General features: G+C 73.4%; 14 protein-coding genes. 11 read left to right on the forward strand and 3 right to left on the reverse strand.

What is annotated here, in order from left to right; translation table 11 throughout:
* Window positions 1-124 precede the first annotated feature (124 nt).
* The 7 genes from ACIPK3_RS24410 (at window position 125) to ACIPK3_RS24440 (ending at window position 16,137) form a co-directional block, all read left to right on the forward strand.
* Entirely contained in the window at window positions 125-7,282 is a 7,158-nt protein-coding gene (locus tag ACIPK3_RS24410; protein ID WP_402572828.1) for an SDR family oxidoreductase, read from the forward strand.
* A gap of 1 nt (window position 7,283) precedes the next feature.
* Complete coding sequence (locus ACIPK3_RS24415) at window positions 7,284-11,861, forward strand: beta-ketoacyl synthase N-terminal-like domain-containing protein (protein ID WP_402572830.1); 4,578 nt, start codon at window positions 7,284-7,286, stop codon at window positions 11,859-11,861.
* The gene (locus tag ACIPK3_RS24420) at window positions 11,858-12,178 is read left to right on the forward strand and encodes an acyl carrier protein (RefSeq protein ID WP_402572832.1); all 321 of its coding nucleotides are present in this window, start codon (window positions 11,858-11,860) and stop codon (window positions 12,176-12,178) included. Before ACIPK3_RS24415 ends, ACIPK3_RS24420 begins: the two co-directional genes overlap by 4 nt.
* Window positions 12,179-12,181: 3 nt before the next feature.
* The gene (locus ACIPK3_RS24425) at window positions 12,182-13,003 is read left to right on the forward strand and encodes an alpha/beta fold hydrolase (RefSeq protein WP_402572833.1); all 822 of its coding nucleotides are present in this window, start codon (window positions 12,182-12,184) and stop codon (window positions 13,001-13,003) included.
* On the forward strand, window positions 13,000-14,184 hold the full coding sequence (locus ACIPK3_RS24430; protein ID WP_402572835.1) for a glycosyltransferase: 1,185 nt from the start codon (window positions 13,000-13,002) through the stop codon (window positions 14,182-14,184). Before ACIPK3_RS24425 ends, ACIPK3_RS24430 begins: the two co-directional genes overlap by 4 nt.
* Before the next feature lie 58 nt (window positions 14,185-14,242).
* Window positions 14,243-15,355, forward strand: coding sequence for a class I SAM-dependent methyltransferase (locus ACIPK3_RS24435; RefSeq protein WP_402572837.1), 1,113 nt, complete (start codon window positions 14,243-14,245; stop codon window positions 15,353-15,355).
* A gap of 131 nt (window positions 15,356-15,486) precedes the next feature.
* Window positions 15,487-16,137: a DedA family protein gene (locus ACIPK3_RS24440; protein WP_402572839.1), complete on the forward strand. Its 651-nt coding sequence runs from the start codon at window positions 15,487-15,489 to the stop codon at window positions 16,135-16,137.
* A 15-nt stretch (window positions 16,138-16,152) separates the two neighbouring features.
* Here the strand turns inward: ACIPK3_RS24440 and ACIPK3_RS24445 are convergent, their stop codons facing one another.
* Window positions 16,153-16,686 carry a gamma carbonic anhydrase family protein gene (locus ACIPK3_RS24445; protein ID WP_402572841.1) on the reverse strand — a complete coding sequence of 178 codons (534 nt, stop codon included), beginning with the start codon at window positions 16,684-16,686 and terminating at the stop codon, window positions 16,153-16,155.
* Window positions 16,687-16,770: 84 nt separating this feature from the next.
* Between ACIPK3_RS24445 and ACIPK3_RS24450 the strand changes: the two genes are divergently transcribed.
* The 3 genes from ACIPK3_RS24450 to ACIPK3_RS24460 all read left to right on the forward strand — a co-directional run bounded on the left by ACIPK3_RS24450 (window position 16,771) and on the right by ACIPK3_RS24460 (window position 18,823).
* Window positions 16,771-17,568 (forward strand): acyltransferase, encoded by a 798-nt coding sequence (locus ACIPK3_RS24450; protein WP_402572843.1) that lies wholly within the window; start codon window positions 16,771-16,773, stop codon window positions 17,566-17,568.
* Between the two features lie 76 nt (window positions 17,569-17,644).
* The gene (locus tag ACIPK3_RS24455) at window positions 17,645-18,220 is read left to right on the forward strand and encodes a helix-turn-helix domain-containing protein (protein ID WP_402572845.1); all 576 of its coding nucleotides are present in this window, start codon (window positions 17,645-17,647) and stop codon (window positions 18,218-18,220) included.
* A 42-nt stretch (window positions 18,221-18,262) separates the two neighbouring features.
* Window positions 18,263-18,823, forward strand: a complete 561-nt coding sequence (locus ACIPK3_RS24460; protein ID WP_402572846.1) for a YbaK/EbsC family protein — start codon at window positions 18,263-18,265, stop codon at window positions 18,821-18,823.
* A gap of 10 nt (window positions 18,824-18,833) precedes the next feature.
* Here the strand turns inward: ACIPK3_RS24460 and ACIPK3_RS24465 are convergent, their stop codons facing one another.
* Window positions 18,834-19,877: a cation diffusion facilitator family transporter gene (locus ACIPK3_RS24465; RefSeq protein WP_402572848.1), complete on the reverse strand. Its 1,044-nt coding sequence runs from the start codon at window positions 19,875-19,877 to the stop codon at window positions 18,834-18,836.
* 61 nt (window positions 19,878-19,938) lie between these two features.
* Here ACIPK3_RS24465 and ACIPK3_RS24470 point away from each other — a divergent pair, with 61 nt between their 5' ends.
* Complete coding sequence (locus ACIPK3_RS24470) at window positions 19,939-20,280, forward strand: ArsR/SmtB family transcription factor (protein ID WP_402572850.1); 342 nt, start codon at window positions 19,939-19,941, stop codon at window positions 20,278-20,280.
* Between the two features lie 107 nt (window positions 20,281-20,387).
* Here the strand turns inward: ACIPK3_RS24470 and ACIPK3_RS24475 are convergent, their stop codons facing one another.
* Window positions 20,388-22,025: an APC family permease gene (locus ACIPK3_RS24475; RefSeq protein ID WP_402572851.1), complete on the reverse strand. Its 1,638-nt coding sequence runs from the start codon at window positions 22,023-22,025 to the stop codon at window positions 20,388-20,390.
* Window positions 22,026-22,128: the final 103 nt, after the last annotated feature.

Below are 22,128 nucleotides of genomic sequence, written 5' to 3' on the forward strand. Positions count from 1 at the left end.
TGACTGCGCACCGTCATTGACCGGCCAGTAACGCAGTCGTTAGTTTCCGGTGGCCTCCCGCACCAGAGCTGATACGTCGCACAAACCCCCACCGTGCCGTCTTACCGATTTTTTTCGGAGCATCATGACGTCTGCCGTGCGCGCCCTGGACCTGATCATTTGCGTGACCCCGTTCGGCGAACCGGATGCCAGACTCGCCGCGGCGGCCTGCCGGGCCGGCGGACTCGGAGTCCTCGACCTGGGAAAGGGCGACAGAAGATCACGTGACGCGCTAGGGCGCCTGAGACGACTGACGGCGGAACCGTTCGGGGTCCGGGTCACCGGGCACTGCCGGATGACACCCGAGGACCTCGGACCGGTGGACACCCTGATCCGCACGGCCGACGCCACCGCGTGGCTGTCGTCCCCCGAACCGCCCCCCGCGCAGCGGGTGCTGGCCGAGGTCACCGATCTGGCGCAGGCACGGGCGGCGATCCGCGCGGGTGCGCACGGACTGATCGCCCGGGGCGGCGAGAGCGGCGGCCGGGGCGGCGAACTGAGTACGTTCGTGCTGCTCCAGCAGCTGCTCGCCGAACCCGGCCTCGACCTGCCCGTCTGGGCCTGCGGCGGCATCGGCCCCCGTACGGCGGCCGCCGCCGTGGCGGGCGGGGCGGCCGGAGTCGTCCTCGACACCCAGCTGGCACTGCTGGCCGAGTCCACCCTCCCCGAGGCGACCGCGGCCGCGCTCCGCGCCCTGGACGGTTCCGAGACCGTGGTCCTCGCCGGACACCGGGTACTGCGCCGCCGCGGTCCCGACGCCCCGCGGCCCCCGGCCGACGACCCCGGCGCGGTCGCCGCGGTGCTCGGCGCCCAGGATCCGCACACCCAGTTGCTGCCGGTGGGTCAGGACGGCTTCCTCGCGGCACGCTTCGCGGACCACTGGCACACGGTGGGCCGAGCGATACGCGCACTGACGGACGCGATCGGCGACACGTTCCTGGACGGCACCGTCCGCGGCGGAGACCCGACTGTCCCGGGCGGCGGCACTGTCCCGGTCAGCGGCGGCGTCGTCGGCCCGGTCAGCGGTACCGGTCCGGGCGGCGGCACCGTTCGCGGCGGAGACACCACCGTCCCGGGAGACACCACCGTCCCGGGCGGCGGCACCGGTCCGGTCAGCGGCACCTCCTCCGTCAGCGGCGCCGGTCCGGACAGCGGCGCCGGTCCGGTGGTGGAGCCCGCGGCCGCCCGGGCGCTGCGGCCCGGCTCCGCCATGTGCCGTGCCCTCGGCACCCGGCTGCCCGTGGCGCAGGGGCCGATGACCCGGGTCAGCGACCGGGCTCCGTTCGCCGCCGCCGTCGCCGCCGACGGCGCGCTGCCCTTCCTGGCGCTCGCCCTGGCCGACGGGGAGCAGGCCCGCGCGATGCTGGAGGAGACGCGCGCGGCACTGGACGGGCGGCCCTGGGGCGTCGGCGTCCTGGGCTTCGCTCCCGAGGAAATCCGCGGTGCTCAGCTCGAAGCCGTACGGCAGGTGCGGCCGAGCCACGCGATCATCGCGGGCGGCCGGCCCGCCCAGGCCGAGGCGCTGGAGCGGGCCGGAGTCAGCACCTTCCTGCATGTGCCCTCGCCGGGACTGCTGCGGCAGTTCCTGGAGGCCGGGGCCCGCCGGTTCGTCTTCGAGGGCGCCGAGTGCGGCGGACACGTCGGACCGCGCGCCGCCTTCCCGCTGTGGGAGGCACAACTCGCCGTACTGGAGGACTTCCTGGCCGGCGCGGACAACGAAACGGCGCGGCGGATCGAGGTGTTCTTCGCGGGCGGTGTGCACGACGAGCGCTCCGCCGCGATGGTCGCCGCGCTCGCCGCGCCGCTCACCGCCCGCGGAGCCGCCGTCGGCGTACTGATGGGAACGGCCTACCTGTTCACCGAGGAAGCGGTGGAGCGGCAGGCGATCCGCCCGCTCTTCCAGAGGCAGGTGGTCGCGGCCGACGGGACCGCACTGCTGGAGACCGCGCCCGGCCATGCCACCCGCTGCGTACCGAGCCCGTTCACCCTGAACTACCGCGACCGGGAGACCGAGTTGCGGTCCCAGGGCGTACCGGACCGACGGGTGTGGGAGGAGCTGGAGCGGCTCAACGTGGGGCGGCTGCGCATCGCCAGCAAGGGCGTCGACCGGGACGCGGCCGGGGCGCTGGTGCCGGTCGGCGAACAGCGCCAGCTGGACGAGGGAATGTTCATGGCCGGTCAGGTGGCCGTGCTGCGTTCCGCGACGACCACCGTGGCGGACCTGCACCGCTCGGTCACCGACGGCGCCGCCGACTTCCTCACCGCCCGCGCCGGGGAACTCGGCCACGTGACGGCCCCGGCCCGGGAACCGGCGGCGCACGCCCCCCTGGACATCGCCGTCGTCGGCATGGCCTGCATGTTCCCCGACGCGCCGGACCTCCCCTCCTTCTGGGCCAACGTCGTCGCCGGACACGACGCGGTCACCGAGGTCCCGCCGGACCGCTGGGATCCCGCCCTGCACCACGGCGACGGAGCCAGCACGTCCAAGTGGGGCGGCTTTCTGCCGCGCATCCCCTTCGACCCGCTCCGCTACGGCATCCCGCCCGCCTCGCTCGGCAGCGTCGAACCCGTCCAGCTGCTGTCCCTGGAGGCCGCCCGCCGCGCGCTGGAGGACGCCGGATACGGCGACGGCGGACGGGAGTTCGACCGAGCCCGCACCTCCGTCGTCTTCGGCGCCGAGGCGGGCAGCGATCTGGCCAACGCGGTCACCCTGCGCGCCGTACTGCCCTCGTACTACGGCACGGTGCCCGAAGGCCTCGACGAGCAACTCCCCAAGCTGACCGAGGACTCCTTCCCCGGCATGCTCGCCAACGTCATCTCCGGGCGGATCGCCAACCGGCTGGACCTCGGCGGAGCCAACTTCACCGTGGACGCGGCCTGCGCGTCCTCGCTGGCCGCGGTGGACGTCGCGTGCAAGGAACTCACCGCGGGCACCAGCGACGTCGTCCTGTGCGGCGGCGCCGACCTGCACAACGGGATCAACGACTACGTCCTGTTCTCCTCCGTGCACGCCCTCTCGCCGACCGGCCGGTCACGGGCCTTCGACGGCTCGGCCGACGGCATCGCCCTCGGCGAGGGCGTCGCCTGCGTGGTCCTCAAACGGCTGGCGGACGCCGAACGCGACGGCGACCGCGTCTACGGCGTCATCAAGGGGCTCGGCTCATCGAGCGACGGCCGCTCCCTGGGCCTCACCGCGCCCCGGCCCGACGGGCAGCGGGCGGCGCTGGAACGCGCGTACCGCAACGCCGGGATCTCGCCCGCCGAGGTCGGCCTGGTCGAGGCACACGGCACCGGGACCGTCGTCGGCGACCGTACCGAACTCACCGTCCTCGAAGAGGTGTTCACCGGAGCCGGGGCGCGACCGGGCGAGTGCGCGCTGGGCTCGGTCAAGTCGCAGATCGGGCACACCAAGTGTGCCGCCGGGCTCGCCGGTCTCATCAAGACCGTCCTCGCCCTGTACACCGGCGTCAGACCGCCCACCCTGCACCTCAGCAGCCCCAACCCCGCCTGGCGGGAGGAGAGCAGCCCCTTCGCGTTCCACACCCGCGCCCAGCCGTGGGCGGCCCCGCCCGCCGAACGCGTCGCCGGAGTCAGCGCGTTCGGGTTCGGCGGCACCAACTTCCATGTGGTGGTGCGGGCCCACGCGGACTCCGTACCGCCCGAGCGGGGCCTCGACAGGTGGCCCGCCGAACTGTTCACCTTCCGTGGCAGGGACGCGGCCGCTGCCGCGCGCGCCATCGAGGAACTGCTGGCGGCCGCCGAGGCCGACGGCCGCCCCTGGCGGCTGCGCGACCTCGCGCTGAGCGCGGCCCGCCGCTCGGACACCTCAACCGGCCCGGTAGGAGCGGCGGTCGTCGCGACCGATGTGACGGGCCTCGCCGGACAGCTGCGGCGGGCCCTGGCGGGCGAGCACGACCCGGCCGCCGGTATCCACCTGGCGGATCCGGCGGCGGAGCCCGTACCCGGCCAGGTCGCCTTCCTCTTCCCCGGCCAGGGAAGCCAGCACCCCGGCATGCTCGCCGACGTCCTGGTCGCCTTCCCCGAGCTCCAGCACTACCTCCAGCTCGGCCGTGCGCACGCCGACCGCCTCTACCCGCCCGCCGCGTTCGACGACGCGAGCCGGGAGCGGCGGCGGACGGCACTGACCGACACCCGGGCCGCCCAGCCCGCCCTCGGTATCACCGGCCTCGCCGCCCACGCGCTGCTCACCGCGGCCGGCGTGCGGCCCGACATGGCCGCCGGGCACAGCTACGGCGAACTGGTCGCCCTGTGTGCGGCCGGCGCACTCGACCCCGAGACCCTCCTGGACCTCAGCGCCGAGCGGGCCGCGGCCATCCTGGCGGCGGCGGGTGACGACCCCGGCGCCATGGCCGCCGTGTCCGCCGGGGCCGAGGACGTCGCACAGGCCCTGAGCGCGGCAGGGGCACCCGCCTCGGTGGTCACCGCCAACCGCAACTCGCCCAGCCAGACGGTGATTTCCGGTCCCACCCGTGATGTCGACACCGCCGTACGCCTGCTGCGCGAGGCCGGACACGGAGCCAAACGGATCCCCGTCGCCTGTGCCTTCCACAGCCCCGTGGTGGCCGGTGCGGGCGAGCGGTTCGCGGCCGTCCTGCGCGAGCGGACGGTACGGTCGCCCGAGTTCCCGGTCTGGTCCAACCGCACGGCCGCCCCGTACCCACCGGACGCGGACGCGGTGCGCGCGGGGCTGGCCGCGCAGATCGGTGCCCCGGTCGCCTTCGCCGCGCAGATCGAGGCGATGTACGAGGCGGGAGCGCGGATCTTCGTCGAGGCCGGACCCGGCACCGTGCTCACCCGGCTGGTCGCGCAGATCCTGGGCGACCGCCCGCACCGCACGGTGGCCTGCGAACCGCGCGCCGACAGCGGACTGCGCGGCTGGCTGGACGCGCTCGCGCGGCTCGCGGTCGCGGGAGTGCCGGTACGCACCGGAGGACTCCTGCGCGGGCGGGACGCCGTCGACGCGGTCCACACCCCGGTACCGAAGCGGCCCGGCTGGACGGTCGACGGACACCTGGTCCGCACCGCCGCCGGCGAACCCCTCCCCGGTGCCCTGGCACCGGCCCGACGAGTCGTGGAGACGACTGTGCCGACGAACCCCCCGTACGGCGTCCCGGCCGGCCAGGACGCGTTGATCGCCGAATTCCTGCGGACCAGCCGGGAGATGGTCGCCGCGCAGCGCGACGTGCTCCTCACCTACCTGGGAGCCGTCCCGGGACAGACGGTCCCGGCACCGGCGGCCCCTGCCGAAGTGCCGGTGCCGCACGGCCTGCCCGCCGCGCTCGAACCGGCCCCGGGAACGGCCGTCACCCCGCAGGCGGCGCAGCCCGCACCGGAGCCCGCCGCGGCCACCGCCACGACCGACGTGGAACGCGTCGTCCTGGAGATCATCAGCGAACGCACCGGATACCCCGTCGACATGATCGAGCCCGACCTCGACCTGGAGGCGGACCTGAGCATCGACTCGATCAAGCGGGCCGAGATCGCGGGGGAGCTCGCCAAGCGGCTCGGGATCTCGGCCGGGGCCGACATGACGGCCCTGGAGGACGCGGAGCTGGAGGAGCTGACCAAGGCGCGGACGGCGGCGGCCGTCACCGGCTGGCTCATGGCACGGCTCGACGCGGCCGGGGACCGGACGGCGACGGCCGGGGAGCCGGTGCCCCCGTCCGTGGGGGAGCCCGAGCCGGAGGTCGCGGGCACCGCCCCCAAGCGATGTCTGCTCCGCCCGGTGGTACTTGAGCGGCCGGACGCGACGGCCGACGCGACGACGGAACCCACGACCTCTCTGGCCGGGAAGCGGTTCGCCCTGCTCGGCGACTGCGACGCTGACGGCACGCCCTCGGGCGCAGGCGAGGCCGCGGGCTCAGGAGCCGCGTCCGAACTCGCCGCCCGGCTGGCCGCCCACGGCGCCGACGTGCTCACTCGCGGCGCCGACCACCTGCTCACCGAGGCGGACGGCGCCGTCGACGGTGTGCTGTACCTGGGCGCACTGCCCGGCACCGACCAGCCCGTCCTGCCGGACGCGTTCCCCGTGCTGAAGGCCGCCCTGGCACGCGAGCCGAGCTGGCTCCTCGCCGTACGGCCCACAAACGGCGACGACGCGCCGCGCGCGGCGGGACTGGACGGCCTGTTCCGCGCGGTCGCCCGCGAGCACCCGGAAACCGTGGCCCGCAGCGTCGGCCTCGCCGACACCGGCCCGGCCGCCGTCGCCGACGCCCTGCTCGGCGAACTCCTCGCACCCGGTGCGGTCCCCGTCGTCCGGCGCACCGCCGCCGTCCGTACCGGCTTCGAACTGGCCGAGGCGCCGCTCGGCCCGCTCGGCAGCACCGGCGCGGGACCGGCGGGCGACGGGGCGGCCGAAGCCGCCGCGCTCGGTCTCGACCGGGACTCCGTGGTGCTGCTGGTGGGCGGCGCCCGCGGGATCACCGCCAGGTTCGCCACCGCCCTCGCGACGGCGGCCCGCTGCCGCATCGAACTCATCGGCAGGACACCCGCGCCCACCGCCCCCGAGGCTCCCGAGACCGCCGGCGCCCGCACCCCGGCCGAACTGCGCGCGGCCCTCGCCGCCGGTGGCACGCTCGGACCCGCCGAGATCAACCGGACCGCCGAACTCCTCCTGGCCCAACGGGAGATCACGGCGACGCTCGCGGAACTCGCCGCGCTCGGAAGCCGGGTCCGCTACCACACGGTGGACTTCCGCGAGGAGGACGCGGCGCTCCAGGCGGTCAAGGAGATCCACGCCGAGCACGGCCGCCTCGACGGCGTGGTGTTCGCTGCCGGGGTGATCGAGGACCGGCTGCTCGCCGAGAAGACCGCCGAGTCCTTCCAGCGGGTGTACGGCACGAAGACGGAGGGGGCCACCGCCCTGCTCACCGCGCTGGAGGAACTGCCCGGCGGGCCACGCTTCACCGTCCTGTTCGGCAGCGTCTCCGCCGTCCTCGGCAACCGCGGACAGGCCGACTACGCGGCCGCGAACGACGCCCTGGAAAGCATCGGCACCGCCTGGTCCGACCGCACCGGCAACCGCGTGCTGACCGTGCACTGGGGCCCCTGGGCGCCCACCGGCGGCCACACCGGCATGGTCACACCGGAACTCGGCCGCGAGTACGCCCGGCGCGGGATCCGGCTGATCGACCCCGACGAGGGCACCGCCGCCCTGCTGCGTGAGCTGGCCTGGGGCGACGAGTCGGCGCGCGCCGTCGTCTACACCGCGTCGGGCTGGTGACATGACGGACCGTCACGTACCCGTCGCCATCGTGGGGATGGCGGTGCTGCTGCCCGGCGCCGGTGACCTCGACACCTACTGGCGCAACCTCCGGGACGGTGTGGACGCCATCGGGGAGGTGCCCGCGGGCCGCTGGGACGCCCGCTACTACCGGCCGGGGACCGCGGCCGCGCCCGCCGTCCCCGACCAGGTCTACTGCCGGCGCGGCGGGTTCGTGGACGGGCTCGCCGAGGTGGAGGTGACCCGGTACGGCATCATGCCCGCCTCGGTCGCCGGGACCGAGCCCGACCAGCTGATCGCGCTCAACGTGGCGGCCGCCGCCCTGGCCGACGCGGGCGGCGAGGACCGGCTGCCCGACCCGCAACGGGCCGGCATCGTGCTGGGCCGGGGCGGCTACCTCACCCCCGGCCTGGTCCGCCTCGACCAGCGGGTCCGTACGGCGGGGCAACTCGTCCACACGCTCGGTGAGTTGTTACCGGATCTGACATCCGCGCAACTCGACCGCGTACGGGAGGCGTTCACCGAGCGGTTGGGTCCGACGAGCCCCGAGTCCGCGATCGGCCTGGTGCCGAACCTGGCCGCCTCCCGGATCGCCAACCGTCTCGACCTGCGCGGCCCGGCCTACACCGTGGACGCTGCCTGCGCGTCCTCCCTCGTTGCCGTCGACCAGGCGGTCGGTGAACTCGCCTCCGGACGCTGCGACCTGATGCTCGCCGGGGGAGTGCACCACTGCCACGACATCACCCTCTGGAGCGTCTTCTCCCAGTTGCGCGCGCTCTCCCCGACGCAGCGCATCCGCCCCTTCCACCGCGAGGCCGACGGCATCCTGATCGGTGAGGGCACCGGCGTCGTCGTACTGAAGCGCCTGGCGGACGCCGAACGCGACGGCGACCGTATGTACGCGGTGATCCGGGGCACCGGCGTGGCAAGCGACGGCCGTACGGCCGGACTCGTCAACCCCGACCCCGGCGGACAGGCCCACGCGGTGCGCCAGGCGTGGCGGGCCGCCGGGCTCGACCCCGCCGCTCCCGGGTCGATAGGTCTCCTGGAGGCGCACGGAACGGCCACTCCGGCCGGAGACACCGCCGAACTGACCACCCTCGTTGACGTGTTCGGGCCCGTCGCGACGCATGACGGTGAGCGCGCGGTGATCGGCTCGGTCAAGTCGATGATCGGTCACACCATGCCCGCCGCCGGCGTGGCCGGACTGGTCAAGGCCGCCCTGGCGCTGCACCACGGCACCCTGCTGCCCACCCTGCACTGCGACGACCCCCACCCCGCCCTGGCCGGCACCCGGTTCCGCCCGCTGGAGAAGGCGGAACCCTGGGACACCGGCTCCGGTGGACGGGTGCGGCGGGCGGCCGTGAACGCCTTCGGGTTCGGGGGCATCAACGCCCATGTGGTGCTGGAGGAGTCACCCGCCGCCGCCGCTGCCCGGCCCGGAGCCGGAGCGGGTCCCCGTGCGACGGCGGTCGTCACCGAACCCGAGCGTGTGCTGCTGCTCGCCGCCGACAGCCCCGAACGGCTCGCCGCCGTGCTGGACGCCGACGACTCCGCCGTACTCGGCGCCGGACTCGATGCCGCCCGCCCCGGCCCGGCGGCAGGCCCCGCCCGGCTGGGCGTCGTCGGCCCGGACGCCAAACGGCTCGCCCTGGCCCGCCGCGCGGTCGCCAAGGGGCGGCCCTGGCACGGCCGCAGCGACGTGTGGTTCAGACCCGGCTCCCTGCTGGGCCCCGGCCGGGGGCGGCTCGCCTTCGTGTTCCCCGGCCTCGAAGGCGACTTCACCCCGCGCGTCGACGACGTCGCCGCCCACTTCGGACTCAGCGCCGTCACCGCGGACGACGACGCGACCCGGGTCGGCGACGTGGCCCGGCACGGCTTCGGCGTCATCGACGTGGGACGGCTCCTGGACACCGCGCTGCGCCGCATGGGAGTGGTACCGGACGCGGTGGCCGGGCACAGCGTCGGCGAATGGACCGCCATGGTTGTGGCCGGGCTCTACTCCGGCGACGAGGTCGACGCCTTCATGGCCGATTTCGACCCCGACACGGTGACCGTGCCCGGCCTGGCCTTCGGCGCCGTCGGGGCGTCCGCCGAACGGGTCCTGGCCGCCCTCGCCGACGCCTGGGCGGGCAGCGGGATCGTGCTCTCCCACGACAACGCGCCCAGCCAGTCCATGGTGTGCGGGCCGGACGAGGCGGTGCGGGAGTTCGTACGGTCCTTCCGGGCCCAGGGTGTGCTGTGCCAGGTGCTGCCGTTCCGGTCCGGATTCCACACCCCGATGCTGGAGCCGTACCTGTCGCCCATCAAGGCGGCGACCGCCCGCTTCCGGCTCCGCCCGGCGCGCGTGCCCGTGTGGTCGGGAACCACGGCGGCGCCGTTCCCTGCGGGGGAACGCGAGGTCCGCGCGCTGTTCCTGCGGCACCTGCTGGAACCCGTCCGTTTCCGGCAACTCGTCGAGGCGCTGTACGCGGCCGGGCACCGCGCGTTCGTGCAGACCGGGCCCGGCCAACTCGCCTCCCTCATCGGGGACACCCTGGGCGACCGGGACCACCTGGCGGTCGCCGCGAACTCGCCGCGCCGCCCCGGAATGGCACAACTGCGGCGTGTGGCCACGGCGTTGTGGACGGCGGGAAGCCAGGTCGCACCCGAACCGCCCGGTCCGGGCGGGACCGCTCCCGCCGCCCGGCCGCAGCGCCCGCCCGTCCGGCTCGACCTCGGCGGGGCGCTGGTGTCCCTGGACGGTCCCGCCCTCACCGCGCTCCGCGCCGAACTGCGCACCGCCTCGCCCGCGAGGACGAACACGGCACGCACCACGCTCCCCGACCCGCTGGACACGCTCGCCGGACACCACCCGGTCGCCGCCGAACTCAGCGCGCTGCTGCGCGAGACGGCCGACACGGCGGCCGCGCTGATCGGCGCGCGTGATCAGCGGCCCGTCCGGACCGGCACCCGGACCACCGCACCCCCGGCCCACCCCGCCCAGCACCGTTCGCCGGGCACCGGGGACATCCGGCAGACCACCGTGCACGTCTCGCCGCACACCATGCCCTACCTCCTCGACCACTGCTTCTTCCCGCAGCGCCCCGGCTGGCCCGACCTGGCCGACCGCTGGCCCGTCGTACCGGCGACCACGATCGTGCGGCACATGATGGACGCGGCGGAGCGGGCCGTGCCGGGCATGCTGGCCGTCGCCGTGCACGGGGCGCGCTTCGACCGCTGGCTCACCGCGACACCGGCCGTCGACGTCCCGGTGACCGTGACCCCCGACCCGCAGGACCCGGACCGGGTCGCCGTCACCTTCGGACCCACCGCCCACGCGGTCGTCGAACTGGCCGCCCGTCACCCCGCCCCGCCCCCCGCCCGCACGGCACCTCCTCCCGCGGAACGGGTCCCCGAACACAGCGCCGGTCAGTTCTACGGCGACCGCTGGATGTTCCACGGACCGGCGTTCCAAGGGGTCACCGACCTCACCGGGATCGGCGAGGAACACGTGCGAGGGATCATCACCACGCCGGCCGCCCCGGGCGCGCTGCTGGACAACGTGGGCCAGCTCCTCGGCTACTGGATCATGATGACCCGTACCGAGCGCACCGTTGTGTTCCCCGTGCAGATGCGGCACATGCGGTTCCACGGACCGCACCCCGCGCCGGGCACCGAAGTCGAGTGCCTGGTGCGGATCACCTCGCTCACCGACATCGTTCTGGAGGCGGACGTCGAACTGACCGTCGCGGGACGGGTCTGGGCCCGGCTCACCGGATGGCAGGACCGCCGCTTCGACAACGACCCGCACACCCGACCCGCGGAGCGGTTCCCCGAGCGCAACACCCTCTCCGAACCACGGCCCGACGGCTGGTCGTTGCTGTACGAGCGCTGGCCGGACCTCGCCTCCCGCGACCTGATCATGCGCAACTCGCTCGGCGGAGTGGAGCGTTCCGAGTACGAGCGGCACACCCCGCGCGGACGCCGGCAGTGGCTGCTCGGCCGGATCGCCGCCAAGGACGCGGTGCGTCGCTGGCTGTGGGAACACGGTGAGGGGCCGGTCTTCCCGGCCGAGATCCGGATCCGCAACGACGAACTGGGCCGTCCCTACGCCACCGGTGTGCACGGCCGGGTCCTGCCCCCGCTGGACATCTCGCTCGCCCACCGCGCGGAGGCCGCGGCGGCGATCGCCAGACCGCACACCTCAGGCCCGGGTCCCGGCATCGACATCGAGGAGGTCGCCGAACGGGACCCGGCGACCCTCGCCGCCGCACTCGGCGCGGACGAACTCCGGCTGCTGCGCGCCCGGTACACGGACGGCGCGAACACCGAGGGGCTCTGGTTCACCCGGTTCTGGGCCGCCAAGGAAGCGGTCGCCAAGGCGGAAGGCACCGGATTCGACGGCCGTCCCCGGGACTTCAGGGTGCTCGACGCGACCGAGGACGGAAGCCGGCTGCTGGTCTCGGGACGCCTGGAACGCGCGTACACGGTGTGCTGCGAACCCGTCCGCAATCCTCCCGCGCTGCCGGACCGGCAGTACGTCGTCGCCTGGACGACGGGAGCGACGGCCAAAGACGAAAAGGAGCACGGCCGATGAACCCCACCCCCCCGACCAGCGAGCGCGCCGACGAGGAGGCCGTGCTCGCCGACATCCGGCGGATGCTCATGGTGCTCCTGGACGAGTACGGCGAGGAGGACCTGGAGATCGGCATGACCACCAGCTTCAACCGCGACCTGGAGCTGGAGAGCATCGACCTGGTCGCCCTCGCGGGCCTGCTGGAGGAGCAGTACGGCGACCGGGTCAACTTCGCCGAGTTCGTGGCCGGTATGGAGTTCGAGGAGATCATCGAACTCACCGTCGGCAGGCTGGTCGAGCACGTCGTGCAGAGCCTGAAGGCCGCGGAGGCGGGCTGAGCCATGGCGATGGTGGACACGGGCGACATCCGGATGCACGTACAGCGACTGACCCCGAGACGGGGGCGCGCGACGATCGCGACCGCCGTGCTCGTGCACGGGCTGCTCACCGACAGCCTGGCCAGCTACTACTTCACCGTGGCACCCGCGTTCGCCGCGGCGGGCATCGACGTGGTCATGTACGACCTGCGCGGCCACGGACGCAGTGAACGCCCGCCGACCGGCTACACGCTGGACCACAACATCGACGATCTGGACGCGATTCTCGACCAGCTGGGGATCACCGGTCCGGTGCACCTGGTCGGCAACTCCTACGGCGGCACGATCGCGTTCGGCTGGGCGGCCCGCCATCCCGAGCGGACGGCCAGTCTGGCCCTGATCGAGTCCGAACCGGCCACCCCGGCATGGGCGGCGAAGCTGGGCCGCATCCTGGACGGCGTGGTGACCGAACTGGCGTACAACGAGCCCGAGGCCATCGCCTGGATCACCGCCAACCGCAGCTACAACACGGCCCGGCTGGCCAAGGGTGCGGCCCGGCTGGCCCGGGAGACCACCCTCGGCCGGGACATTCCGGCCAGCCGGGTGCTGACCGAGGACGAGATCAGGGGCGTACGCTGCCCGGTCCTCGGCATCTACGGCGGCGACTCGGACCTGGTGGAACTGGTCTCCCTGAAGGAGACCCTGCTCGGCGACTTCCGGTCCGTGGTGCTGCCGGGGCACGAGCACTCGGTGCTGGTGGAGGCGCCGGGGACGGTCGGCGGGCACATCCTGGAGCTGATCGGCGAGGCGAGCGGGGTCCGGCCGGTGGGGGCCGAGGTCCGGTGAGCGCGTTCCTGTTCGCCGTGCCGCCGCTGGTCGGGCACATCAATCCGACCGTCGCCGTCTGCGCCGAACTCGGCGCGCGCGGCCACCGGGTGGCCTGGGTGTGCCCGGATCCCGGCCTGGTCACCCGGCTCGCCGGAGCGGCGGCCACCGTGTTCCCGTGCGCGGGTGTCGCCGGTGTCGAACGGCCGCCGGAGCTGCGCGGCCCGGAGGCGCTGAAGTTCCTCTGGGAGCGGTACCTGCTGCCGCTGGCCGACGCGATGGCACCCGGAGTGCGATCGGCGGTGCGGGAGTTCCGTCCGGACGTGGTCGTAGCCGACCAACAGGCCTTCGCCGGGGCCATGGTGGCCGAACGTCTGGGGCTGCCCTGGGCCACCTCCGCCACCACGTCTGCCGAGTTCACCGCCGCCTACGACGGCATGCCCAAGGTCGCCGAGTGGCTGCGGGCACGCCTGTCCGAACTGAGCGGGCGCATCGGCGACCCGACCGGGAGCGCCGACCCGAGGTTCTCGCCGTACCTGGCGCTCGCGTTCAGCACCCCCGAACTCGTCGGACCGACGGCCCGGCAGGGGGAGACGGTCCACTATGTCGGACCCTCGATCACCGACCGTCCTGCCGGGCCCGGATTCCCCTGGGAGTGGCTGGACCCGAGCCGGGCCACGGTCCTGGTGACCCTGGGCACCGCCAACGCCGACGCCGGCGCCCGGTTCCTCGGCGAGTGCCTGGCCGCGCTGCGCGAACGGGCGGACCGGGTGCAGGGGGTGTGCGTGGACCCGGGCGGCACCCTGCCGGCCCAGGGCGCGGACAAGGACGTCCTGGTGCTGCCCTTCGTGCCCCAGCTCCCGCTGCTGCAAAGGGCCGACGCGGTGATCTGCCACGCCGGGCACAACACCGTGTGCGAGGCCCTGTGGCACGGAGTCCCCCTCGTCGTCGCCCCGATCCGCGACGACCAGCCCGTGGTGGCCGCCCAGGTCGTCGACGCCGGAGCGGGTGTCAGGGTGCGGTTCGGACGCGTCACCGCCGCCCGCCTGGGCGCCGCACTCGACACCGTGCTGCACGAGCCCGCCCACCGCGCCGCGGCCGCCCGCCTGCGGACCGCGATGCGCGGTGCGGGCGGCGCCACGGCCGCCGCCGACCACCTCGAACGCCTGGCCGCGGGACGGGCACCCGGGGCGCCCGGATAGACGAACGAGCCGAGCAGGACGAACCGAGCGGTACGAGCCGACAGCGAGCGGAGATCCGATGAGCGACGCGTCAGACGAGTCAGAGCCGATCGGCGAGGCCGGCCGCACCACGGACGCGGACCGCGCCGCGCGCGTCGCCGCCCTCCGCCCCGCCTACCAGGCCGATCTGGCCGACGGCACCGACCGGTTCTTCGAGCCCCGCCGCGCCAGTTGTCCCTGGTGCGGTTCCATACGGCTCACCGTACGGCTGCGCACCACCGACCTGCTCCAGCACAAACCGGGCCACTTCATGCTCGACCACTGCGGGGAGTGCGGGCACATCTTCCAGAACCCCCGGCTGAACGACGCCGGACTGGAGTTCTACTACCGGGACTTCTACGACGGCCTCGGCGAGGACCGGATGAGCGGCACCCTCGGCGGGCGCGCCGGGATGTACCGCGACCGCGCCGAAGCGATGCTGCCGCACGACTCCGCGCCGAAGAACTGGCTGGACGTCGGCACCGGCCACGGCCACTTCTGCGAGGCCGCCCGCGAGGTGCTGCCCGACACCGTCTTCGACGGTCTCGACTTCACCGAGGGCGTCGAACTCGCCGCCCGTGAAGGCAGGGTGGAGCACGCCTACCGCGGTTCCTTCCCCGACCTCGCCGCCGAACTCACCGCCCGCTACGACGTGGTGAGCATGTTTCACTACCTGGAGCACAGCACCGACCCCGACCGTGAACTGCGCTCCGCGTACGAGGCCGTACGTCCCGGCGGCCATCTGCTCATCGAGGTGCCGGACCCGGAGAGCCGCTACGCCCGCCTGCTCGGCCGCTGGTGGCTGCCCTGGCTCCAGCCGCAGCACCTGCACCTCATGCCCGTCGCCAACCTGCGCCGCCGCCTGACCGACCTGGGCTTCACGGTGGTCGCCGAACAGCACGCCGAGCCGCACGACCCGGTCGACCTGCTCGCCGCGGTCTGGCTGGCCCTGGACCACACCGCCCCCCGCGAGGACGCCCCGTGGCTGCCGGCCAGGCCCGGCCCGGCCCGCCGGGGCCTGCGCGCCGCCGTCCTCCTCGCGGGCGCACCCGCACTCGCCCTGGGCGCGCTCCTGGACCGTTTCCTCGTACGCCCGCTGTCGCACCGCCTGCGGCTGTCCAACGCATACCGGCTGGTGGCCCGGCGGGACTGATCGTCGAGAGAACTCGCACGAAAGTTCCTCGTGCGTCGAACAGGTAGCCTTCCTGTGAATGCGTCCTCATGGGTGACGTCCCGGAGAACCCGGATACAAGACGCGACAGGACCACAGGAGAGGAACCGGCGTTGCACGTCCAGGAATGGCTCGACACCGTGCCCGCGGCCGCCGTATACGCCCTGGTGGCCCTGGTCATCGCTCTGGAAAGCCTGGGCATTCCGCTGCCGGGCGAGATCGTCCTCGTCTCGGCGGCCCTGCTCTCCTCGCAGAGCGACGGCATCGACCCGATCATCCTCGGCGCGTGCGCCACCGTCGGCGCCGTCATCGGCGACTCGATCGGCTACGCCATCGGCCGCAAGGGCGGCCGCCCGCTGCTCGCCTGGCTCGGCAAGAAGTTCCCCAGGCACTTCGGCGAGCGGCACATCGCAACGGCCGAGCGGTCCTTCGAGAAGTGGGGCATGTGGGCCGTCTTCTTCGGCCGGTTCATCGCCCTGCTCCGGATCTTCGCCGGTCCCCTCGCGGGCGTGCTGCACATGCCGTACTGGAAGTTCCTGATCGCCAACGTCCTCGGCGGCATCTGCTGGGCGGGCGGCACCACGGCGGTCATCTACTACGTCGGTGTCGTCGCCGAGGACTGGCTCAAGCGCTTCTCCTACCTGGGTCTGGTGGCGGCGGCGCTCGTCGGCCTGACCTCGATGCTGGTCCTGAAGCGGAAGGCGAAGCGGGCGACGGCCGAGAAGCGGGCCGAGGAGCAGGAGCCCGTCCCGGCCGCCGAGTGACCGCCAGGCCTGTAGTCAGCGCTGGTCGTGCACGTCCTTGTGAGCCTTGGCCAGGTCCGCGTACAGCGTGCCGTTGAGGGTGACACCCTCCCGCTCCTCGGCCGTCAGCTCCCGCTTGACCTTGGCCGGGACACCGGCGACCAGTGACCCCGGCGGCACCACCATGCCCTGCGGAACCAGCGCCTGCGCGGCGACCAGGGACCCTGCGCCGATCACCGCCCCGTTGAGCACGGTCGCGCCCATGCCGATCAGGCAGTCGTCGCCGACGGTAGCCCCGTGCACCACGGCGTTGTGCCCGACGGAGACGCGCTCGCCGATGTCGAGCGGAAAGCCGGGGTCGGCGTGCAGCGTGACGTTGTCCTGGATATTGGCGTCCGCACCGACGGTGATCCGTTCCACGTCGCCGCGCACCACCGCCCCGTACCAGACACTCGCCCCCGCGTGCAGGGTCACGTCACCGATCACGGAGGCCGTGGGGGCCACGAACACCTCCGGCGCGATCCGGGGCTCCTTGCCGCCCATGCCCACGATCAGAGCCTCGTGCGTCATCGCGTCCACCATCTCTCTGCTGAGGGAAACACAGGCGGCACCGTACGCCACCCGGTAGGGCGAAGATCACAGCGGCTCCGGCGTATGGCCCCGGCCCGTGCTGAGTACCGTGAGCGGGTGCCCAAGCCCAAGAACACGTTCTCGTCCTGGCGGCGCCGCCTCGCCCAGCGGGCGGTCCACGCGGGGTGGGCCTGGGTGCAGCGCACGGGCTCGGTGACCGCCGAACGGCCGGGGCGGCTGCGCTTCGGCGCGATCGGGGCGCACACCCGGCTGGCCTTCCCGCTCGGCACGGTCTTCGGCGAGCCGTGGATCCACCTCGGCTCCTACTGCATCGTCGGCGAGCAGGTCACCCTCACCGCCGGGCTCATGCCCGACCTCGACCTCGGACCCGACCCGATCCTGCGCATCGGCGACGGGGTGGTCCTCGGGCGAGGCAGCCACATCATCGCCGACACCACGGTGACCATCGGCAGCGACTGCTACTTCGGCCCGTACGTCTACGTCACCTCCACGAACCACTCGTACGACGACCCGCACGAGCCCATCGGCAAGCAGTGGCCCCGGATGGAGCCGGTGGAGATCGGGCCGGGCTGCTGGATCGGGACGGGCGCGGTGATCCTGCCGGGCGCGCGGATCGGCCGGAACGTCGTCGTCGCGGCCGGCGCGGTGGTGCGCGGCACGGTGCCCGACCACGCCGTGGTCGCCGGGGCGCCCGCGCGGGTCGTACGACGCTGGACTCCCGAGGACGGCTGGCAGCCGCCGCTGCGCACCCCCGCCCCCGTGCCGATCCCGGACGGTGTGACCTCGGAGCAGCTGCGGGCGCTGGCGGATCTGGACGAGGCGGACGTGGACCGGCTCGCCGGGCTGGAAGCCGACGGCTGACCCGGCACACCCGTGGCCGCAGTACAGTGTGGTGAACGCCGCCATCGAGAATATTGAACGTGGAGTGGGACATACCGTGTCGGACCTCGACCTGCTGACCCAGTCCCTGGCGCGCAACGTCAAGCGTTGGCGCACCGAGCGCGGCTTCACCCTGGACACGCTGGCCGCCCGCGCCGGAGTCAGCCGCGGGATGCTCATCCAGATCGAACAGGCCCGCACCAACCCGAGCCTCGGCACGGTCGTCAAGATCGGCGACGCGCTCGGTGTCAGCGTCACCACCCTGCTCGACTTCGAGCAGGGCCCGACGGTCCGTGTCGTACCCGCCGAACAGGCGGTACGGCTCTGGCACACGGACGCGGGCAGCTACAGCCGCCTCCTGGCCGGTACCGAGGCGCCCGGCCCGCTGGAGATGTGGGACTGGCGGCTGATGCCGGGCGAGCACAGCACCTCCGACCCGCACCCGGCGGGCACCGTCGAACTCCTCCATGTCACGGCCGGGCAGCTGACACTCACCGTCGACGGCACGCCGTACCGCGTCCCCGCCGGGGCGAGCGCCTCCTTCGAGGCCGACACGACCCACACCTACGGCAACGAGGGCGACGTACCGGCGGAGCTGGTGCTGGCGATCTCGGTGCCGCCGCCCGCCCGCTGAGACACCGGCCGGCCCACGCCGTACGGCTGTTAGCGTGCGGCCATGCGCGCACCCATCGGAAACTTCGACCACGCGACGCCCGCGCCCGACTGCCTGGACGAGCTGGTCGGACCGGTCGCCGACGCCGTACGCGACTGGCGCGGCGGCGTTCCCGCCGAGCAGATCATCCACGTCGACACCGACCCGCGGTGGGCCGACACCGCCGTCTTCGTCGAGCACTACGGCAGTGAACTGCTGGAGCGCTCGGCCAACTGCGTCGTCGTCGCGGGCAAGCGGGGCGGCGAGACCACCCTGGCCGCCTGCCTGGTGCTGTCCACCACCCGGGTCGACGTCAACGGTGTCGTCCGCCGTCACCTCGGCGCACGCAAGGCGTCGTTCGCCTCGATGGACACGGCGACCGGGGAGACCGGCATGGAGTACGGCGGCATCACCCCCATCGGACTCCCGGACGGCTGGCCCGTCCTGGTCGACTCGGCCGTGGTCGACCTGCCCTACGTCCTGGTCGGCAGCGGCCGCCGCCGCGGCAAACTCCTCGTACCGGGCAAGGCGTTCGCCCAGTTGCCCGGGGCCCAGGTGCTGGAGGGGCTCGGGGTCGCCATCTGACGCCGGATGGTCAGGCCGTCCGGTGGTGGGCCAGCGCCAGGTGCGGATCCGCTTCGCCCGGCACCGACGCCGGGTCCGCGTGCACCAGGGCGGCGGTGAGGCGTGGGACCGCGTGCAGCAGCGCGTGCTCGGCGGCCACGCCGATTGCGTGGGCCTCGCGCACCGTCGCCTCGCCGTCCACCACGACCGCCACCTCGGCCCGCAGCCGGTGCCCGATCCAGCGCAGCCGCAGTTCGCCCACCGCCAGCACCCCGGGCACCTCCCGCAGCACCCGCTCCGCCCGGTCCACCAGGGCGGGGTCGACGGCGTCCAGGATCCGCCGGCACACCTCGCGTGCCGCGTCCCGCAGGACCAGCACGATGGCGGCGGTGATGGCCAGACCGACCAGCGGATCGGCGAGTGGCAGGCCCAGCGCCGAGCCGCCGGCGCCCAGCAGTACCGCGAGCGAGGCGAATCCGTCCGTACGGGCATGCAGGCCGTCGGCGACCAGCGCGGCCGAGCCGATTCGCCGCCCCACCCGCATCCGGTAGCGGGCCACCCACTCGTTGCCCGCGAACCCGACCAGGGCGGCCGCGGCGACCGCCGGCACATGCGTCACCGGACGCGGATCCAGCAGCCGGTCGGCCGCCGCCCAGGCCGCGAAGGCCGCGGACGCCGCGATGGTCAGCACGATCGCGATGCCCGCGAGATCCTCGGCGCGTCCGTAGCCGTAGGTGAAGCGGCGGTTCGCCGCCCGACGGCCGAGCACGAAGGCGACGCCCAGCGGAATGGCGGTCAACGCGTCCGCACCGTTGTGCACCGTGTCACCGAGCAGCGCCACCGAGCCGGACAGGGCCACCACGACCGCCTGCGCCAGCGCGGTCGCGCCCAGCACCGCCAGGGAGACCCACAGCGCGCGTATCCCGCGCGCCGAGGATTCCAGGGCCTGGTCGACCTTGTCGGCGGACTCGTGGGAGTGCGGGGTGAGCAGGTGGGAGAGACGGTGGCGCAGGCCGGGGGAGGCAGGGGGAGGGGAATGGGGATGGGGGTGCGGGTGGTGGTGCCGGTCGTTCACTTCGGTCACCTTCCGGTGCGCGGGAGTGGACGCCTGGCGCCCACCCATCCATTATGTGCATATGAGCGCACGCATGCACCTATCACCTGCGCACCATGCGCACCCGCGCAGCCCGGGCGACCAGGGGTTCGCCCTCGCCGCCGAACTCCTGGCCCTGCTCGGCGACCGCACCCGCCTCACGCTGCTGTACGCGCTCACGGAGGAGGAGGCCGACGTCACCACGCTCACCCGGGTGTGCGGCGCGGCCCGGCCCGCCGTCAGCCAGCATCTGGCCAGGCTGCGGCAGGCGGGGCTGGTGACCACGCGCAAGGAGGGCCGCCGAGTGGTGTACTCGCTCACCGACGAGCATCTGCGCCGCCTGGTGGAAGAGGCGCTCAGCGTCGCCGACCACCGCACCGCATGACGGGCCACCGCACCGCATGCATGACGAGCCAGCGCACCACATGACGGTGTCCCGCCCCCCACGGCCGGGAGGGCCGGGTGGACGGGACACCGTTCGAAAAAGGCGGGTCAGTGCGCCGGAGCGTCGGTGACCACGACCTCGTCGATGCTCCGCTCGATCTCCTCGGGCCGCGACGCGGTCGCCTTGGCCCAGTAGTAGATGCCGAGGGAGAAGGCGGCGACGACGAGGATGTCCCACCACAGGGGAAGGTTGCCCTGGCCGCCGAAGGTGCTCTGCCAGGAGAGCAGGCCCATGCCCAGGAGGTAGCCGGGCAGCCACTGGGCCGACCGGAAGCTCATCCGGGGCGCGTCGGGACGGCCCTTGCTGCGGGCGTACAGGGCGTAGCCGCCGAGCAGCACATAGCCGAGCACGATGGCGAAGCCGAGCCGCCACAGGGTGTCCCAGCCGGCCCAGTAGATGATCAGGTTGGCCACGATGAACGACAGCGGGGAGATGATCTTGCCGGCGGGCAGCCGGTACGGGCGGTCGTGGTGCGGCAGACGGTCGGCGAAGACGCCGTACGCCAGGGGCGCACCCGCGTACATCAGCACGCTCGCCGAGGTGATGAAGCCGACCAGTTCCTGCCAGCTCGGGAACGGCAGGAAGCAGACCACGCCGGTCACGAAGGACATGACGAGGCCGACCCACGGCACGCCGCGAGCGTCGGTCTTGGCGAACGCCTTCGGCGCGTAGCCGTTCTTGGCGAGGCCGTAGGAGACCCGGGAGGTGGCCGTGGTGTAGATCAGGCCGGTGCCGCCGGGGGAGATGATCGCGTCGACGTAGAGGACGAAGCCGAGCCAGCCCAGGCCCACCACGGTCGCCAGACCCGCCCACGGGCCGCTGATGCCCGGGAAGTCGAGCTTGGCCCAGCCGTGCGCGAACGAGGAGTGCGGCAGCGCGCCGATGAACACGACCTGGAGCGCGATGTAGATCACGGCGCCGATGGCGACCGAGCCGAGGGTGGCCCGGGGCAGGTCGCGCCTGGGGTTGCGGCTCTCGCCCGCCAGCTGGATGGCCTGCTCGAAGCCGAGCAGCGCGAAGATGATGCCGCTGGAGCTGATCGCGCCGAGCACGCCCTTGGCGCCGAAGGGCGCGAAGCCCTCGGAGGAGAAGTTGCCCGGGTGGAAGTTGCCGATGGCGATGATGAAGATCGCGGCCAGCGGGACGGCTATCTTCCACCAGGTGGCGGCGCTGTTCGTGTGGGCCAGGGCCCGCACGCCGAAGAAGTTCACACCGACGAAGACCGCCATCAGGGCGACGGCCGTGATGAATCCGCTGGTGGTCAGCGTGCTGTCGGCGTGCTGAAGGCCCTGGGCCCACTTCCAGTGACCGGCGTAACCGATCATGGCCTCGACCTCGATCGGCGCCACGGTCGCCGCCTGGAGCCAGGCGAACCAGCCGAAGGACATGCCCGCCAGGCCGCCGAACGCGTAGTGCGGGTAGCGGGCCGTGCCGCCGGCCACCGGGAACATGCCGCCGAGTTCGGCGTGCACGAGGGCGAGCAGCACGATGGCCACGGCGCCGATCACCCACGAGATGATCGCCGCGGGCCCGGCCACCACGACCGCCTTCTCGGCACCGTAGAGCCAGCCGGAGCCGATGATGGAACCCACCGAGGCCCACATCAGGCCGATCAGCCCGACATTGCGGCGCAGGCCGTCGGACTCCTTCGCGGCTGTCGGCACGGCATGGTCGACATTCACCATGTCAAGTGGCCTCTCAGATTCTGAACGCTTGTTTAACGGGGCAAGGGCCACACGTTAGGGAAGCGTTCCGGATCCGGAAAAGACCGTTCCGCAATTTTCACCC

Origin of the sequence: Streptomyces sp. NPDC086787, assembly GCF_044745865.1 — a bacterium.
In the GTDB taxonomy this organism is placed as follows: Bacteria; Actinomycetota; Actinomycetes; order Streptomycetales; family Streptomycetaceae; genus Streptomyces.

Bases quoted from the DNA above. Each gene is read 5' to 3' on its own strand.
- ACIPK3_RS24410 (WP_402572828.1), top strand. From the start codon at position 125: ATGACGTCTGCCGTGCGCGCCCTGGACCTGATCATTTGCGTGACCCCG.
- ACIPK3_RS24415 (WP_402572830.1), top strand. From the start codon at position 7,284: ATGACGGACCGTCACGTACCCGTCGCCATCGTGGGGATGGCGGTGCTG.
- ACIPK3_RS24420 (WP_402572832.1), top strand. From the start codon at position 11,858: ATGAACCCCACCCCCCCGACCAGCGAGCGCGCCGACGAGGAGGCCGTG.
- ACIPK3_RS24425 (WP_402572833.1), top strand. From the start codon at position 12,182: ATGGCGATGGTGGACACGGGCGACATCCGGATGCACGTACAGCGACTG.
- ACIPK3_RS24435 (WP_402572837.1), top strand. From the start codon at position 14,243: ATGAGCGACGCGTCAGACGAGTCAGAGCCGATCGGCGAGGCCGGCCGC.
- ACIPK3_RS24445 (WP_402572841.1), bottom strand. From the start codon at position 16,686: ATGACGCACGAGGCTCTGATCGTGGGCATGGGCGGCAAGGAGCCCCGG.
- ACIPK3_RS24450 (WP_402572843.1), top strand. From the start codon at position 16,771: ATGGCCCCGGCCCGTGCTGAGTACCGTGAGCGGGTGCCCAAGCCCAAG.
- ACIPK3_RS24460 (WP_402572846.1), top strand. From the start codon at position 18,263: ATGCGCGCACCCATCGGAAACTTCGACCACGCGACGCCCGCGCCCGAC.
- ACIPK3_RS24470 (WP_402572850.1), top strand. From the start codon at position 19,939: ATGAGCGCACGCATGCACCTATCACCTGCGCACCATGCGCACCCGCGC.
- ACIPK3_RS24475 (WP_402572851.1), bottom strand. From the start codon at position 22,025: ATGGTGAATGTCGACCATGCCGTGCCGACAGCCGCGAAGGAGTCCGAC.